Source organism: Paenibacillus tabacirhizosphaerae, assembly GCF_040812395.1.
In the GTDB taxonomy this organism is placed as follows: domain Bacteria; phylum Bacillota; class Bacilli; order Paenibacillales; family NBRC-103111; genus Paenibacillus_E.
Window position 1 is genome coordinate 194,960 of the sequence record NZ_JBFNXH010000007.1, and the last position, 15,225, is coordinate 210,184.

17 protein-coding genes and 1 pseudogene are annotated in these 15,225 nt (G+C 45.1%); 5 read left to right on the top strand and 13 right to left on the bottom strand.

The features are described from left to right. Positions 1-29: 29 nt before the first annotated feature. From ABRS97_RS15080 to ABRS97_RS15125, 10 genes and pseudogenes are all read right to left on the bottom strand, one after another. A complete protein-coding gene (locus ABRS97_RS15080; protein ID WP_367814971.1) occupies positions 30-503 on the bottom strand; it encodes a NanQ anomerase/TabA/YiaL family protein in 474 nt (157 codons plus the stop codon). A gap of 55 nt (positions 504-558) precedes the next feature. Beyond that, positions 559-1,413, bottom strand: a complete 855-nt coding sequence (locus ABRS97_RS15085) for a MurR/RpiR family transcriptional regulator (RefSeq protein ID WP_367814969.1) — start codon at positions 1,411-1,413, stop codon at positions 559-561. 69 nt (positions 1,414-1,482) lie between these two features. Continuing rightward, entirely contained in the window at positions 1,483-2,361 is an 879-nt protein-coding gene (locus ABRS97_RS15090; protein ID WP_367814967.1) for an ROK family protein, read from the bottom strand. Positions 2,362-2,370: 9 nt separating this feature from the next. Further along, positions 2,371-3,060 carry an N-acetylmannosamine-6-phosphate 2-epimerase gene (locus ABRS97_RS15095; protein WP_367815246.1) on the bottom strand — a complete coding sequence of 230 codons (690 nt, stop codon included), beginning with the start codon at positions 3,058-3,060 and terminating at the stop codon, positions 2,371-2,373. Positions 3,061-3,085: 25 nt separating this feature from the next. Then, complete coding sequence (locus tag ABRS97_RS15100; RefSeq protein WP_367814966.1) at positions 3,086-3,928, bottom strand: carbohydrate ABC transporter permease; 843 nt, start codon at positions 3,926-3,928, stop codon at positions 3,086-3,088. Between the two features lie 14 nt (positions 3,929-3,942). Further along, positions 3,943-4,818 (bottom strand): carbohydrate ABC transporter permease, encoded by an 876-nt coding sequence (locus ABRS97_RS15105; RefSeq protein WP_367814963.1) that lies wholly within the window; start codon positions 4,816-4,818, stop codon positions 3,943-3,945. Positions 4,819-4,894: 76 nt separating this feature from the next. Next, positions 4,895-6,304 (bottom strand): ABC transporter substrate-binding protein, encoded by a 1,410-nt coding sequence (locus ABRS97_RS15110; RefSeq protein WP_367814961.1) that lies wholly within the window; start codon positions 6,302-6,304, stop codon positions 4,895-4,897. 8 nt (positions 6,305-6,312) lie between these two features. Then, positions 6,313-6,972, bottom strand: a complete 660-nt coding sequence (locus tag ABRS97_RS15115; protein WP_367814959.1) for an SGNH/GDSL hydrolase family protein — start codon at positions 6,970-6,972, stop codon at positions 6,313-6,315. Beyond that, complete coding sequence (locus ABRS97_RS15120) at positions 6,969-7,880, bottom strand: dihydrodipicolinate synthase family protein (protein WP_367814957.1); 912 nt, start codon at positions 7,878-7,880, stop codon at positions 6,969-6,971. Before ABRS97_RS15120 ends, ABRS97_RS15115 begins: the two co-directional genes overlap by 4 nt. A 362-nt stretch (positions 7,881-8,242) precedes the next feature. Continuing rightward, positions 8,243-8,807, bottom strand: a pseudogene (locus ABRS97_RS15125) (IS630 family transposase); the annotation flags it as partial. Between the two features lie 373 nt (positions 8,808-9,180). On the opposite strand from ABRS97_RS15125, the gene ABRS97_RS15130 reads away from it, so the two are divergent. After that, on the top strand, positions 9,181-10,098 hold the full coding sequence (locus ABRS97_RS15130) for an alpha/beta hydrolase (RefSeq protein WP_367814955.1): 918 nt from the start codon (positions 9,181-9,183) through the stop codon (positions 10,096-10,098). A 30-nt stretch (positions 10,099-10,128) separates the two neighbouring features. On the opposite strand, the gene ABRS97_RS15135 is transcribed toward ABRS97_RS15130, so the two are convergent. Then, complete coding sequence (locus tag ABRS97_RS15135; protein WP_367814953.1) at positions 10,129-10,485, bottom strand: winged helix-turn-helix transcriptional regulator; 357 nt, start codon at positions 10,483-10,485, stop codon at positions 10,129-10,131. A gap of 601 nt (positions 10,486-11,086) precedes the next feature. Here ABRS97_RS15135 and ABRS97_RS15140 point away from each other — a divergent pair. From ABRS97_RS15140 to ABRS97_RS15155, 4 genes are all read left to right on the top strand, one after another. Then, positions 11,087-11,713, top strand: coding sequence for a TetR/AcrR family transcriptional regulator (locus ABRS97_RS15140; protein WP_367814952.1), 627 nt, complete (start codon positions 11,087-11,089; stop codon positions 11,711-11,713). Positions 11,714-11,805: 92 nt separating this feature from the next. Then, positions 11,806-12,558 carry an MBL fold metallo-hydrolase gene (locus ABRS97_RS15145; RefSeq protein ID WP_367814950.1) on the top strand — a complete coding sequence of 251 codons (753 nt, stop codon included), beginning with the start codon at positions 11,806-11,808 and terminating at the stop codon, positions 12,556-12,558. Between the two features lie 47 nt (positions 12,559-12,605). Further along, a complete protein-coding gene (locus tag ABRS97_RS15150) occupies positions 12,606-12,944 on the top strand; it encodes a YrdB family protein (RefSeq protein ID WP_367814948.1) in 339 nt (112 codons plus the stop codon). A 58-nt stretch (positions 12,945-13,002) separates the two neighbouring features. Further along, positions 13,003-13,536 (top strand): helix-turn-helix domain-containing protein, encoded by a 534-nt coding sequence (locus ABRS97_RS15155; protein WP_367859116.1) that lies wholly within the window; start codon positions 13,003-13,005, stop codon positions 13,534-13,536. Between the two features lie 73 nt (positions 13,537-13,609). Here ABRS97_RS15155 and ABRS97_RS15160 read toward each other — a convergent pair whose 3' ends face one another. Further along, the gene (locus ABRS97_RS15160; RefSeq protein ID WP_367814944.1) at positions 13,610-14,290 is read right to left on the bottom strand and encodes an SDR family oxidoreductase; all 681 of its coding nucleotides are present in this window, start codon (positions 14,288-14,290) and stop codon (positions 13,610-13,612) included. A 37-nt stretch (positions 14,291-14,327) separates the two neighbouring features. Beyond that, positions 14,328-14,774 carry a nuclear transport factor 2 family protein gene (locus ABRS97_RS15165; protein WP_367814943.1) on the bottom strand — a complete coding sequence of 149 codons (447 nt, stop codon included), beginning with the start codon at positions 14,772-14,774 and terminating at the stop codon, positions 14,328-14,330. Positions 14,775-15,225: the final 451 nt, after the last annotated feature.

A 15,225-nucleotide genomic window follows, 5' to 3' on the forward strand; every position in this document is an offset into this window, starting at 1 on the left:
GAATGTTGACGAGCAAGATTCGAAGAAAGTTACGAGAGCAGCAGCCCCACATGAACTTTGACGACTGCTTTCTTGATTTTCGTTGATGGTTGTCCCATACCTGGTCTGTGAACATCGTTAGGGAAGAACACGGCGAACATGCCCGGCTTCATAGGAAGCAACATCTCATCTGACGAAGGCTCATAGAGCGCGTAATCCTGTTCAGAGTCATAAGCCTTCGCAAGCTTGTCATCTTCCCGCAGCGATGACCACCCGATGTGTTCCTCGCCTTCGATCAAGTAATGAACATCGATATACTGCTCGTGCTTCTCAGCCAACAGATCATCCTTCGATTTTGCATCGAACTCCATAATCGAAGCGTACATCTTGTCGCCGTTGATCTCGAATCGCCCTTCTGCGGGATTTCCCTTGAGGATTTTATGGAGTTCCTCTAATGCCGCCACGACGATTGGATGCTCGAATTTAGATTGATTTTCCCATAATGACATTGTGCCTATAATCATGATGCTTTCCCCCCAGTTATGCATGCTCAGAAGACTGTTCGTCCATATGCCTGCCTCAAAGCAGTTTGATAACCACGGATTCCGCCGTGCTTTCCTTGTTCCTTATAGATTCCTCATAGGATCTTTTGAAATATTCCACGTACAGCACATCCAACAAGTAAAGCTGAGAAATCTTCGCTGACAAAGATCCGCCTTGAAGAGGACCTTCGTTTGCGCCGCATAGCAGCGTAAGATCTGAATAGGAGGTTAAAGGCGATTTGACGAACCGGGTAATCGAAATGATGGCAGCTCCGGATTCTTTCGCCTTTTTTGCCACTTCAATGGAATCCTTGGTTGAGCCGGAATACGAAATGATCACCGCAACGTCCCGTTTCGTCATCAGTGCCGCAGACATCATCTGGAGATGCGAATCGATCGTGCATTCCGTTTTGTTGGTGATGCGCATGAACTTAATTTTCGCTTCCATGGCCGTCATTAATGAAGAGCCTACGCCGAAAAATATGATTTTTTCCGCTTGAAGCAGAAGATCGATGGCTTGGTCAATTTTCAAGCTATCGATTAAATTGAATGTTTCGTTCAGCGCGCTAATATTGGTTGAAAGCACTTTGGAAGCAACCTGTTCGATCGAATCATTCATCAGAACCTTTTCCGTGAGCTGCGGAATCTCATTTTCCACGGTAATGCTATGCGCCAGTGCAATTTTGAAATCCTGGTAACCCTTATAGCTCAGCGATTTGCAAAACCTGAATATGCTTGATTCCCCGACGCCGCAGCTATCCGCGAGATCAGTGATCGACATATACACGACGCTTTTCGCGTTTTCAAGCACATAGTCCGCCACTTTTTTTTCTGTATTTGTCAGATTGTTGTATTGGGAATGTATCGTTGTAAAGATATGAATAACGCGCAACCCGTCACCTACTTTGACCACAAGATTAAGACAATTCTGCGCACAGCTGCGATACCCGGTGCGCTTCGTTCAGCGTAAGAATAGGGATGCCGCGCCTAACAAGCCAGCTTTATTCCCCAAAGACGCCTTAAGAATTTTCACGTCCGCGAAACTATCCATAATCCTATCTTTGGTCTGCGCCTCGACTAGACGAACCAGATCATCTTGCTCCATGACGCCGCCTCCTACGACAATTGCCGAAGGATTAAAAATGTGGACAAGCGTAGCTAAGCCGACAGCTACCTCAGCAGCCCAGGCATCCAAGATTTGATAGAGGGAATCGTTTCCTAACCTTATTTTATCAAAAAAAACTTTCCCGTCCACACATTCCGGATCAGCTTGCCGAGCCATGCGGATCAAGGCCGTTGTTGAGGCATTGGTTTCATAGTAAGACGTTCTCGTTTCGCCTTTCAATTTCGGCAACGGGCGCGTAAACATGTGGCCGAACTCCGCCGCCACTCCGTTCGCTCCCCGGTATAATTCATGATTAATCATGATGGCTCCGCCAATGCCAGTGCCAAACGTAAGACACAGGAAATCACGATAAGATTTCGCCGAACCGAAATACGCTTCGCCTAGCGCCGCCGCATTAACATCATTCTCTACCTTGACCGGCTTATGAAATCGACCCTCAACGATCTCCCTAATCTTCGTTCCTGTATAATCCGGAATATTCTCGTTAGCATAAACAATATATCCTTCTTCGGCATCTACTTGTCCGGCCGTGCTAATGGCAATGGCATCGTAATTCGCATACGCCGCCATCCGGACAAGCAATCTATCCATAACATGGGGGCCTCGGCTTTGGCTTTCCGTGGGATATTCCTGGAATTGTTCAATATTTCCTCGCTCGTCGCAAATCCCCATCTTGGTGTTGGTTCCGCCAATGTCCGCCGCTAAAATCCTCATCGTCATGGCCTACTGAATAGCCTTGATGAATTTTTTAGTAATTTCCATAGGTCTCGTGATGATGGATCCCACAACTGCCGAATGGATGCCTAATTCGAACATTCTTTTCAATTCTTCAGGCGTGGAGATGCCCCCCTCTGCGATAACGGGAACGGATACAGTCCCCAAGAGTTTCTCGACCATTTCAAAATCAGGCAAAGACCTGCCTTTCGTCGCTTCCGTATAACCGCTTAACGTAGTCCCCACACAGTCAAATCCCAATTCGGCAGCCCTGACCGCTTCCTCATACGTGGAGCAATCCGCCATAAAAAGCTGATCCTTATACGTTTCTCTTAGTTTTGGAAACAATTCCTCAATCGTCGAGCCATCCGGCCTAATGCGATTGGTTGCATCCATCGCGATCATATCTACGCCCTCCTGATAGAGCGCATCGACTTCCTTCATCGTAGGCGTAATAAATACCTCGGATCCTGGATAAACTTGTTTGATAATTCCGATAATCGGCAGATCGACATGTTTCTTAATTTCGTTAATATCAGCTACGCTGTTGGCCCGAATCCCCGAGGCCCCGCCCAAGAATGCCGCGTAAGCCATTCTTCCCATAATGAATGGGCTGTGCAGCGGTTCTTCCGGCAACGCCTGGCAAGAAACGACCAATTTACGTTGTATCCTATCCAGCATTGTATGTTTTGTATCCATCATTTTCACTCCAAACCTGTTATTTTTACTCTTTAACTGCCCCTGCTGTCATTCCTTGGGTAAAGTAGCGTTGGAATACGATGAAAATCAACAGCATTGGAACGGCAGCGACCGTAGCTCCCGCCATTTTATATGCGAAATTCGGATTAAGATCCTGCATCAAGGTTGCAGTACCTACCATCAACGTTTTCATGTTCTTCTCTTGCCCTACGACGGATTGCCATAAGTAATCGTTCCACACTTGAACAAAGTTTAAAATGAATAACGCGCCGATGCCGGGTTTGATAATCGGCAGCATGACTCTGACGAAGGTTTTCCATTCCCCAGCGCCATCAATCCGCGCCGCTTCTCTTAATGCATTCGGAGTTGCGTCAAAAAAACCTTTTAACAAAAATACGCCAAATGCGGTGGCAACGTTCGGCCAGATCATCCCGCTGTAGCTGTTAACCATTCCGAATTGCTGCGTAATCCGAAATAATGGAACAATCATGATTTCTTTGGGAATCATCAAGCTTGAAACAAAAATGATAAAAATGATGCCGCTGCCTTTGAATTTGATTTTCGAAAAAGCATATGCGGCCATCGCCCCTACGGCAATGACAAGAATCGTTGTGGCGCCAGATACAAACACGCTGTTGAATGCCCACCGCAGTGCCGGTTGGCTTTGAAACACATCCACATAGTTGGAGAAAGTGATCGTGGTCGGCCACCAGTCAGGCGGCATCTTCACAACGTCCGAGCTGTTTTTGAGCGAGCTTGTAAATAACCAATACAAAGGAAACAAGTTAAGAATAGCGAAGAGGAAAATGAGCACATTCGATATGACATCAAAACGCTCCATCTTCTTCTTGTTATTTGACTTCGACATGCTGAATACCCCCCTCACTTCTCCTTAATTAAGCTTCTTAACTGCGGGACCGACAACAACAATGTAATCACGAACATAATAACCCCTACAGCTGAAGCTATTCCAAGTTGATTATATTTGAAAGCATTATTATAGAGGTAGTACATTAGCGTTACAGAGGCATTATTCGGTCCTCCGCCTGTCAGAAGCTGAATAACGACGAATATCTTCAAAACAGCAATGATGTTGATAATCCCAATATAAACGGTTGTGGACTGAACGGAAGGAATGAGGATTTTGGAAATGACCTGCCATCTGCTCGCGCCGTCCACCTCTGCAGCCTCAAACAAATCTTTAGGAACGCCGAGCATCGCGGCAATATACAAAATGATCGCTTGTCCGACGTTTGTTGCGAACGTTACGAATATAATAACCGGCATAACCGTTGTTGTTTTCCCCAGTAAATTAACTGTTCCGAAACCCGCTTCCTGCGAAAAATAAGAGATAAGCCCATTAGCAGGATTCAATAAGAAGCTCCACACCATACTCATGACTACCATGGAAACCATGACAGGAACATAGTAGCTTCCTCGAATGAATGAGACATACTTGGCATTCTTGTCAAATACGGCGGAAGCTACAAACAACGCGAATCCGACCGTAAGAATAACGATAAATACAACGAACACAACTGTATTAATGAGCGCCTTAAAGAATACGGGATCGTTAAACAGAGACACGTAATTGTCCAGTCCAACAAACTTTTCAGTTTGATAATTAATCCGATACAAGCTAAGTCTTATGCCTTCAATAATCGGATATACCAAGAAAACAAGGAAAATGAGCATCTGCGGAGAAATAAACAAATAACCGGTGATACTATCTTTGATGGATTGATTACGTATTCTCATATCGCCATACCTTTCTAATTAAGCAGCCTGGGATCGAGAGGATCCCGAGGCTGATAATCGTGTATTGTTGATTCATTTATTTCTTTTGATAAATAACCGAATTTTCTTTATTGGTTTGAATGACTTTATTACCTTTGGATTGATAATCTTTTACGGCCTGCTCAGGAGTTTTGGCTCCCGTATACAACGCTTGAAGCTCTGGATAAAGAACTTCTCTTAATTGGCTGTAGCCTGGAACGTTGCCGCTAAAATTGAACAAATATTTGGAGTTGGCATCGTACGCTGCAAAAAGAGGGTTCACGTCTTTGAGCTCTTTAGCGACGGAAGATCTTACAGGAATGCCGTTCTTCGACGATTTCACCAATTCCGGATCCGAGGAGAAGAATTTAACAAAATCTTTAGCGACTTCGACTTTGCTTTGATCTTTATTTTGGAATACGCTTGCTCCTACTACATACGTAAAGGACAGCGGATCTCCGCTTTCGGACGGAATGTTGGCAAGACGCATATCGAATTTGGCATTTTTGCCGCTAGCCATATCCGCTTTGGTATTGTTGAACAATATCGGATTCGTGAAGCTGATGGCCAATTGCTGATTACGGAACATGCCATTGGCATCGTTCGACGATACTGATTCAGGTCCCGGATTCGTGTAACCGGCATCCCTAATTTTTTTCAACCAAGCCGCCGACTTAACACCCTTCTCGTCATCCACAACGATATTTCCTTGATCATCAAAGAATTTGTTGCCAAACATTCTCATATAAGCCAGGTTCCATGTATCCCCCTGATTGTTTACAGCATACAAGGACATAGGATACACTTTGGGGTACTTGTCTTTGGGCAGGTTCTCTTTAAGAGCTTTCAAAATTTGCTCGTATTCCGCAAATGTCCATGTTTTAATTTCCGTATCCCCGCCGACGTACTTCTCTAAACCTGCTGCTTTGAACATATCCGCGTTGTAAACCAGAGTTCCCGGGTTATGCTGGAATGGGTAGAAGTAAATATCTTTGCCATACGTCACTGCATCCCAGAAGTTTTTGGAAATATCGCTTTTGGCAGCGTCATCGACAATATCCGTTAACGGTACCAACGCACCGCGGTGCACATAATCCCCCATCGCAAAAGCGCTTTCAAAGAAAACATCAGGCGCCGTGCCGCTGCTTAGATTAACATTCAGAAGCTGATCGCGCTGGTCGCCGGCGATAACTTCCACATTAATTTTGGCGTCATACTTTTTGTATTGCTTCGTAAATTTCTCAGCCGCGGCTTTCAGGAAGCTGTCATAGTCAGCACCTGGTTCAGTTGCATCCAGAACGCCTTTCCACTGCGGCGTCAGCCAAACTTTGAGCTCTACTTTTTTCGCGGAAGTTCCCTGCCCCGCACCAGGCGTAGCTTTCGATTCATTATTGCCGCTTGTGCAACCCGCAACAATTGAGGCCAACATCGTCAGAGCAAGAACAGCAACAGGAAAACGCTTTTTCATAGAATTACCTACCCCTCGTCTACTATAGTTGTGATCTGGTCTTTCATAAACTCCGCCATCATAAGATGACCCTCGCGATCCAAATGCATGTAGTCAACCTCACTCATAGCGACTCGCGCTTTCGCATCGGCAAAATGAATGCCTGTCCCCTGGAGCAGATGTTCCAAATGTTCGGCCAGCTCCAACGATTTCGTGCTGCACTGATTCCCCATCGGCTTGCCAATGGCTGTATCGATGTACTTCTCTCCGATCGGAGGCGGGGCAACGACAAGAACTTCAGGAGGCCGCCCGCCATTTCCGGACTCCGTCGCTTTCGCTTTCTTCGCCAGCCTGACAATGCCTTGAGCGATATTAAACGAAGTGAGGCCGAAGCGATCCTTCGTGTCATTCGTTCCGAGCATAATCACAACCATATCCAACGGCGAATGCGACATCAGACATGAATAAAGATAAGATAGTCCCGACAGCCCTTCGAATAACGGATCTTCACACACGCTGGTTCTGCCGCTGAGCCCTTCTTCCACAACGCGATACGAGCTGCCAAGACGAGAAGCCAGAAGGCCCGTCCATCTCGTCTCTTCGGCAAATCTTAAGCCCGTTTCAGCGTCATAACCCCACGTATTGGAATCCCCGAAACATACAATGGTTTTTTTCGTCACTTGCTTCATTTGCAGAATCGTTGAATCGCCTGATCGATCATTTGAACAATGCCGTCAATTCGATCCCTATCCTCCGTGCTAATTCCTTCGAGCGGCCCTCTGACACTGCCAATATTAACGCCCCTGCGATTCAGAACTTCTTTGATCACTGCGTACATGGACCCATTCTGCGAGCATAGCGCGATAATGATATCGTTAATTTGGCTCTGAATGAGCTTCGCGTCCTCGAACTTGCCTTGAAGAAGGAACGCATTAGCCTGCAAAAATAATTCCGGCATCACCGCATACGTACCGCCGATTCCGCCATCCGCTCCCATCATTCTTCCTGCGACAAACTGTTCATCCGGACCGTTGAATACGATCACATCGTCCCCGCCAACTTTTTTGAATCGTTCAATGTCCATGGTCGGCATCGATGAATTTTTAACTCCTATCACCTTCTTGTTCGAAAGGAGCTTCTCAAATAGCGCTGTCGTCAACGTATAACCCGTAGTTTGAGGAATGTTATATATAATGAAATCCAGAGGAGTTGCTTCGATAATTTCGTTCCAATATTTATAAACCGAGCTATCCGGCAACTTGAAATAAATTGGCGGTATTGCGGATAAAGCGTCATATCCCAACGCTGCAGCATGCTTGGCTAATTCAACGCTATCTCTTGTAGAAGGTGCTCCTACATGGGCGATCAGCGTCATTTTGCCTTTCAATCGATTCGCTACATAGCGGAGTACCTCTTTACGTTCATCGAGGTTCTGATAAATGCACTCACCGGAACTTCCCCCAACATAGACGCCTTGAACCTTCTTTTCATACAAATAATCACATAAATCGTTGGTCCGGGCTTCCGAGATATTGCCTTGATCGTCATAGCATGCATAGAAAGCCGGTATGATACCATGGAACTTTTCTAATCTCATTGAATTCCCCTCCTGCAGTTATAATGTTTGACAAGATTAAAAATATCATAAATTTAAGTGTTTGTAAATTAATTTCACCAATTTTTAATTTTTGAAAAATATTTTCACCAAATACTTTGTACGGATCTGCGTATCGTTTTTTGAAAAGCGGTTCTTCATTCTGGTAAGCACCCTTAGTATTTTTCTTATTTCCATCGCTATGCAAAAAAAACAAACAAAAATAGGCCGGAGCATGGGTTACCTTTGCTCTGGCCTATCTATATGAAGATCTATCAAGTCAATTTCATGACTTGTGGGCAGTCCCTTCACTCAAACTATATAAGTTGAACCAAAGAAACTTACATCCTGATGCATAAACAATCGATGATCTTTGATTTCAACCATTTCCAAAGGCCTTCCACAAGGTTGAGTTCAGGGCTGTATGCGGGGAGAAAAACCAGTTCAAGGCGATCTTTTTGTTCGTTCAGAAAATCCTCGAGCAATTTGGCATGATGGATACGAGCATTGTCCAGGATCATGACAACTTTTCCGCATGGGTACGCCTTTAGAACCTGCTCAAGGAAAGCTAAGAAGGCCGCTGCATTGTATTGATCGTCTTCCCGCCAGACGATTTTACCATCGGCATAGTCAAGCGCGGCCAACAATTTGACGCCGCGATGCTTGCCTGTCGTCTTAATGATTCGCTGCTTTCCTTTGGCAAACCACGTCTTCTGCAGCGCCTGATAATCACGTATCATACTCTCATCTTCAAACAATAAATGATCAATTTCGCCGTTCTCGTAATTTTTTTAACCTAGGGAAGGTCGTTTCGACAAACAACTTCTGTTTTTCTTCGTCAGCAGTTGCCAAGGTGTACGTGGGTTTGGTGTAGCTTAGCTCCATTCGGTGCATCAACTTGGAAACACCGCGAATCGAATACGTTTTGCCAAGTGCTCTGGATTTCGTAGCCGCTTGATTTCCCATGCGTCAGTTGGAACTTGCCGCTATGCCCGACTGCATCAGCTTCGAATCCCGCATTGTTGAGTCCTCCCTGCGGTATCACCGACTCTCCGTATCCATTGTACGCCCCTCAATTTGTATCCATCGACCGTGTTCAAACCGGTTCTGCCGCTTCCAGTCAACTTGTACGGATCGTTCGGATCGCTAAACGCCTCCTCCATTCGCGGCAAAAAAGACACTTTTAAGTCGGTAGGCCACTTTAAAGTGCCTTCTTACGCATTCAAAAAAAATAATTTATTGTTTACTCATGGAACAAGAAAACAACAAAAACTTAAAAATAAAACGAAAGAAGGAATAGAAGATGAACAACCTGATGCCCGAATCAACAAAAAGATTTTTGGAGGATATCACGAGGTTCCCGGCTCTCCATCACATGTCGCCTAACGAGATCAGAAAAGTCGTTGTCGCAAACGCCATTTCCGATACCGTCGCGCTGGCAAGCACGGAAGATGTGGAACTAAACGGTCCGCACGGAACACTCGCAGTAAGAATTTACCGTCCGAGCGAAAGCCTGCAACTGCCGGTGATCGTGTTTTACCACGGCGGCGGATTCGTCTTCAACAGAATGGAGCACTACGATCCGATGTGCAGTAAACTGGCGGCAGAAACAGGCCACGCGGTCGTCTCCGTCGATTACCGCCTTGCGCCGGAGCATAAATTCCCTGTACCTGTCGATGAAGCTATCTATGCGGCACAGTGGGTGTACGAGAATGCAGCAGTGCTGGGTTTCGATCCATCGAGAATCTCCGTATCTGGGGAAAGTGTCGGAGGTAACTTAGCCGCCGTCGTGGCACAACAAGCAAGCAAACGAGGCACATTCTCTATCGCTTATCAAATTTTGCTCTGCCCGTTGACCGACTGGACCGGAGACTACGGGTCGAAGCACACATACGGAAAAGGTTACTTCCTCGAAACTGCGCTTCTCGAATACTGCGCTGGTCACTACCTGAGTTCAGACGCTGAAAGAACGAACCCGCTCGCTTCGCCACTATATGGCGACACAGCCGGATTACCACCGGCATTGGTTGTGACTGCAGAGTATGACCCGCTGCGTGATGAAGGCGAACGGTATGCACAAAAGCTGGTTGAGAACGGTGTTCAGGTCACACACAAGCGCTATTCCGGCATGATCCACCTCTTTTATGCGATGACTGATGTATTTGAAGACGGCCATGATGTATATACGCTGATCAACGAGGTGCTGCGCAAGCTGAAATAAAAAAAGCGTTGCCTGACGGCAAGCTCTCGGTTATGCGTTCTCCTGGTCGAACACTCTTCTCGACTGCAAGACGGAATCGTAATGAGCATCGGTCCATCTGTGCAACACCCGCATCGGTTCAATTAAAGTTTCACCTAATGGCGACAGCTCGTACTCAACGGTAAGGGGGACGGTCGGATACACGCAGCGAACGACGAGTCCGTCCCTCTCCAGTTGGCGCAGCGTCTGGGTCAGCATTTTCTGCGTCACGCCTTCGACCCGCTTTTTCAGGTCGCTGTAACGCTTTTTACCGAACTCCAGTTCATAGAAAACAAGCACCGTCCATTTACTTGAAACTACTTCCAGGGCACGGCGGTAATGGCACGGCGATTCGATCTCATTAGACATGGCAAATTCACTCATACTTCCAACTCCTTCATAAAGGGGCTTGAACAACATACAAATCCAAAATAAGAGGTCTACTTATTATGAAAACATTTGAAATTCAACAATCATTCGGTCTTGATTCCATTGTGGCAGCGGAGCGTCTGGTACCTGTGCATGGCCCGCGCGAAGTGTTAATCCGCTTGCGTGCAGTTTCCCTTTAGGGATTTGAGTGTAGTCAAAGGATTTTGTAATCCCAATCAGACGCTGCCATTGATTCCGGGTTCCGACGGGTCGACGAAGTCATTAAACTCGGCGAACAGGTAAGCCGTGTGAAGCGAAGAAGCTTGGTGCAAACTTTGTTATTAATTATATTACGAACCCTGACTGAGATAAAGTTGTACTTTACTATGTAAACGGGGCGGGTGCCGCTCATGTGATACAAAGGAAACCGTTCGGGAAAGCCAGCATTAAGCTGTAAGTAAGCGGCCTGGATCAGCTTCGCGAGCAAATGATCCTAGTTTAGGACCAAGCCCATAAGAGGAAATTGTTGACAATTTAGTAACCGCAGGTTACATTATAACCATTGGTTACTAAATTCTATATAAAAGAGGTTACAAGGATAATGACAAGACATAAGTTACGTTCGGAGGAGACGAAACAAGCGATTTTGTTCGCTGCGGGAAAGCTGTTCGCCGATAGAGGCTATAATGGCGTGACGATGAGAGAGATTGCGAAAGAAGCTGACTGTTCCCACACAACAATCTACATCTATTACAAGGATAAAGAAGATCTCTTGCATGCGCTGTCCATGCCTCCGCTGATTGAACTGAAGGAAAGATTTAATGTGCTTACTAAACAGAACAACCTCACGCAAGAAGCAAAGCTCATGGAAATTAGCATGGAGTTCATCCGTTTCTGCTTTCTGAACAAATCCATTTACCATGTTATTCTTATCGCAAAAGGGACAAGAGTGGACGAAGAGAATCCGGAACTAGAGCTTAACAGGATTCGCATCGACATATTCAAGCAGATTGGGCAGGTTCTTCAAGAAATTTTCCCCTTTCCGCCGAACCAGGATCAGTTGTTGAAATTCAATCGCATTTATTTCTATATGTTGGATGGTATCGTCAGCACGTACTCGCAGACCGAAGAGTCCCCTAATGACCTAATGAATCGCTTGAGCTCAACTTTCGAGGAAGCTTTTGATTCACTTCTCAACGGCTTTAAATTAAAAATGACAAAAGGATAAAAAATAGTATGTCAAGGACATTTTCAAGCTATCGGCGGCTTAACGCCCTACTTCCATAAACGTTGTTGATATCAAATAAAAGGAGTACGAACATGAAAATTATTCAGGGAGTGGAAATGCTTGAAGTCGAGATGGAGGTATTCGGACAGAAAACGATGATTCACCCGACGCTAGTCTGGGATGAAGAGCACGCGATTTTGATCGATGCCGGCATGCCAGGGATGAGCGCGGACATTCAAGCGGCAATCGAGCGGGCAGGCATCCCGCACGGCACATTGGATACTGTCATCGTTACCCATCAGGATATTGACCATTTTGGCGGTGTTGCCGAACTTTTGCAAGACCTTTCAACTAAAGTGTATGCGCATGAAATGGACCGCCCTTATCTGGATGGAACAAAACACCCAATTAAGATGGATCTTCGACTTATTGGAGAACACTTGAAGAAGCTTCCTGAACAGATTCGCAAGCAAGTCGAACATTTATGCGCAAATCCGCCCAAGATTGTCATTGATGAAGAGTTATCAGACGGTCAGATGCTGGATGTTTGCGGCGGAATAACCGTCATTCATACACCCGGACATACCCCAGGCCATATCTGCCTATATCTGAACAGCAACAGAACTTTGGTGTCCGCTGATGCACTGGAAAGCATGAATGGGAAGCTAAAAGGACCTAATCCGCATAATACCCCAGATATGCAAAGTGCGATAAAATCGTTATCGAAATTGCTATCTTTCAAGATAGACCGTATTATCTGCTATCACGGTGGGCTGTGTGATGATCATCCAGAAACGCAGTTGAGAGAATTGATCAATGACTTGCAACAGAAAGTGAAGGTATAGGGGATGAATAAATTAACTAAATTGCAGAGAATGGAAATAAATCACACATGGTAATTATCCAAAACGTGCTCGATGCGATGTGCTTTATTCTGGAGATCACAGCTTTCACAGTCTTTGGCTACTGGGGATATCGTGTCAAGGCGAGCATGCCGATTAAAATCTTGCTTGCGTTGAGTACTCCGATAATTGTCATCTTTGCATGGGGTACCTTTCTCGCGCCTCACGCTTCGATCTCTTTGCCTTTATGGGTAAGTATAATCCTGCAATTAACTGTATTTGTTTTAGCTGCACTCTGTTTGTATGCACGTAAGAGGAAAATATTGGCAATCATCTTCATAAGTATTGCCTTCTGTACGACACTGCTTGTCTATGCCTTGCAATACTAACGTTTTTCATGCATCGCAAGCACTACACAAAGCATATTAGGAAAGGAATGAGTTATAAGTGCTTACGCCCAATCGTGACATAACCAGTGCAGCCCTGAATTGGGAGCATCTGCAACCGAGGCTGTTTCATATCGGCCAGTGGTTGGCGGAGGAAGTACGGATGAGTGGCGCGAATGGCAAATTGTATGCCGATTCGCTAGTAAACCTGCTCACCTCCCATCTCCTGCAGACTTACTCCTCGACCCAAAAACAACCACCTACCTCAAGCAGCTTGAACATACGCGAAATAGGTAAGCTCATTGATTATATGAATGCAAACTTGGATCGTGATATATCCATTGCAGAACTATCGTCAGTTGTCCATATCAGTCCTACACATGTCAACAGAATGTTTAAGCAAGTGACTGGCTTTACTCCCTACCAATTTTTCCTTCATCTGAGAATTGAGAAGGCTAAGGAGCTTATGAAAAGGAAGCAGCTAGTCTTGTCGGAAGTAGCGTTGTTGCTTGGCTTCGCTAATCAAAGCCACTTTCACAGACACTTCAAAAGAGCCACCGGACTTACACCGCGCGAGTTTGAAAAGAATTGTTGAACTAATGTTTTTTATAACGAATGCGAACTAAAAAAACAGGCTGCCAAACGTAATCGTCTGGCAGCCTGTTTTACTATCCATCGGTTTTCAATTGCGAAAAGCGTTCAGACCAGTCGATAAAAGGGCTTGAGTTTGCCCTCTCGTCATTGAAGGTTTCAAACGTTTTTGAACGCGCCTCCAGAGACAATGAAGCTTCTGCACATATTCGTGCCACATCAATCCTGGTAATGCTGCCATTACCGGTATCTCCTTGCTCCAAACGAACGGGTTGAGAGGCTTCGTTGGTCAGCCAACTTGGACGCACGATCGTATAAGCTATACCAGAATCCCGCAAAGCTTGTTCCGCCTGCCCTCTCCAGAAAATAATCTCTTTTACTTCTGGATAAAGCTCTGGTCTTGTGATGTAGATCTGCGTAACTAACACAACATGTACTTCCAATTGCAGTTCTTTCACAATTTCGATAATATTCAGTAACCCGAGGTAGTGGACGTTCTTGGGACTATATGGAGAATTGGCGCTCTCATCCGACTCTACAATGATGATTATGGCTTTGCTGTCGGTAAGCAGTTCTTTCATCCCCTCTTTCTGAGTGATATCGCCGTACCGATAATGGATGAAAGAGGAGGCAATCGTTCTTACATTGTGTGGATCTCTGGTCGCTATCACGACGGATTCCCCTTTATCGGCCAATAGGGAAGCGATTAGACTCCCCGTTCGACCTGTTCCACCGAAGATCTTAATGGATTTATTCATTTCATCACCTCCATAACTATAGGACTTTTCGGAAATCCTAATCCTCGCTTCTAAGTCGAGCCGGAACGGGTTTAAGTTCGTCCCCCCAAACCTTCCAAAAGAATTGATCAGCTTCGTGTTGATCTGCAGCAAAATTTTGAGCTTGCTTAATTCGTCCGTTCTCAATTTGATAGACAAGAACCCAGTTCATATCCACTTTATGTTCGCCGTACTCCCCCCAACCACGATGGACATCGACCACATGATTCTCACTGGCGGAGAGCGAAATCACCTCGGCTTTAAAATTTGCTTTGGCAATAGTCGCAAAATAATCAACAATCTCATTCGCGCCTTTCTTCACACCTGCCAGCGGATGATGTCCTGGAATTATCCAAATCACATCTTCAGCTAAAATTTCACGCTTCATAGTTTCCAAATCGCCACTTCCATAACATGCGAAGAATCTCTGAACTAATTCCAAATTTTTGTTCATTTCTTGAGTCATTTTTCATCCAACCTCTCATAATTAAACTAAAATATTAAACTCCTAAACTCTTCTGTAATTACCAGTCAATGCGATTCCCATCATTGGGATTCCTCCTCGCGTTATCGAAATTATTTCATTACTATCTCAGAATAACGAATCCACAGTTCATTCTCTTGCACATTACATTCTTGTTTTTGCACAAAAAAACCAAGCAAAGGAAATTTGCATTCGGGGCAAGACCTCATACCCCGAACAAAACAAAAGACGATCGCTATTCCTAATTTCAGGAATAGCGATCGTCTTTTCGATTGATCATCTCGTATTTCGTATCGTCTTCTCATAAGAGAAGTTTACCAGAATTTGTGGCAGTTTTATAGTTTAAAGTCACACTCTAGTACAAAATGAATACGGAACTATTTTACTTGACCTTAATATACGGACTGCTTAGCCATATATTCTTTATTTTATG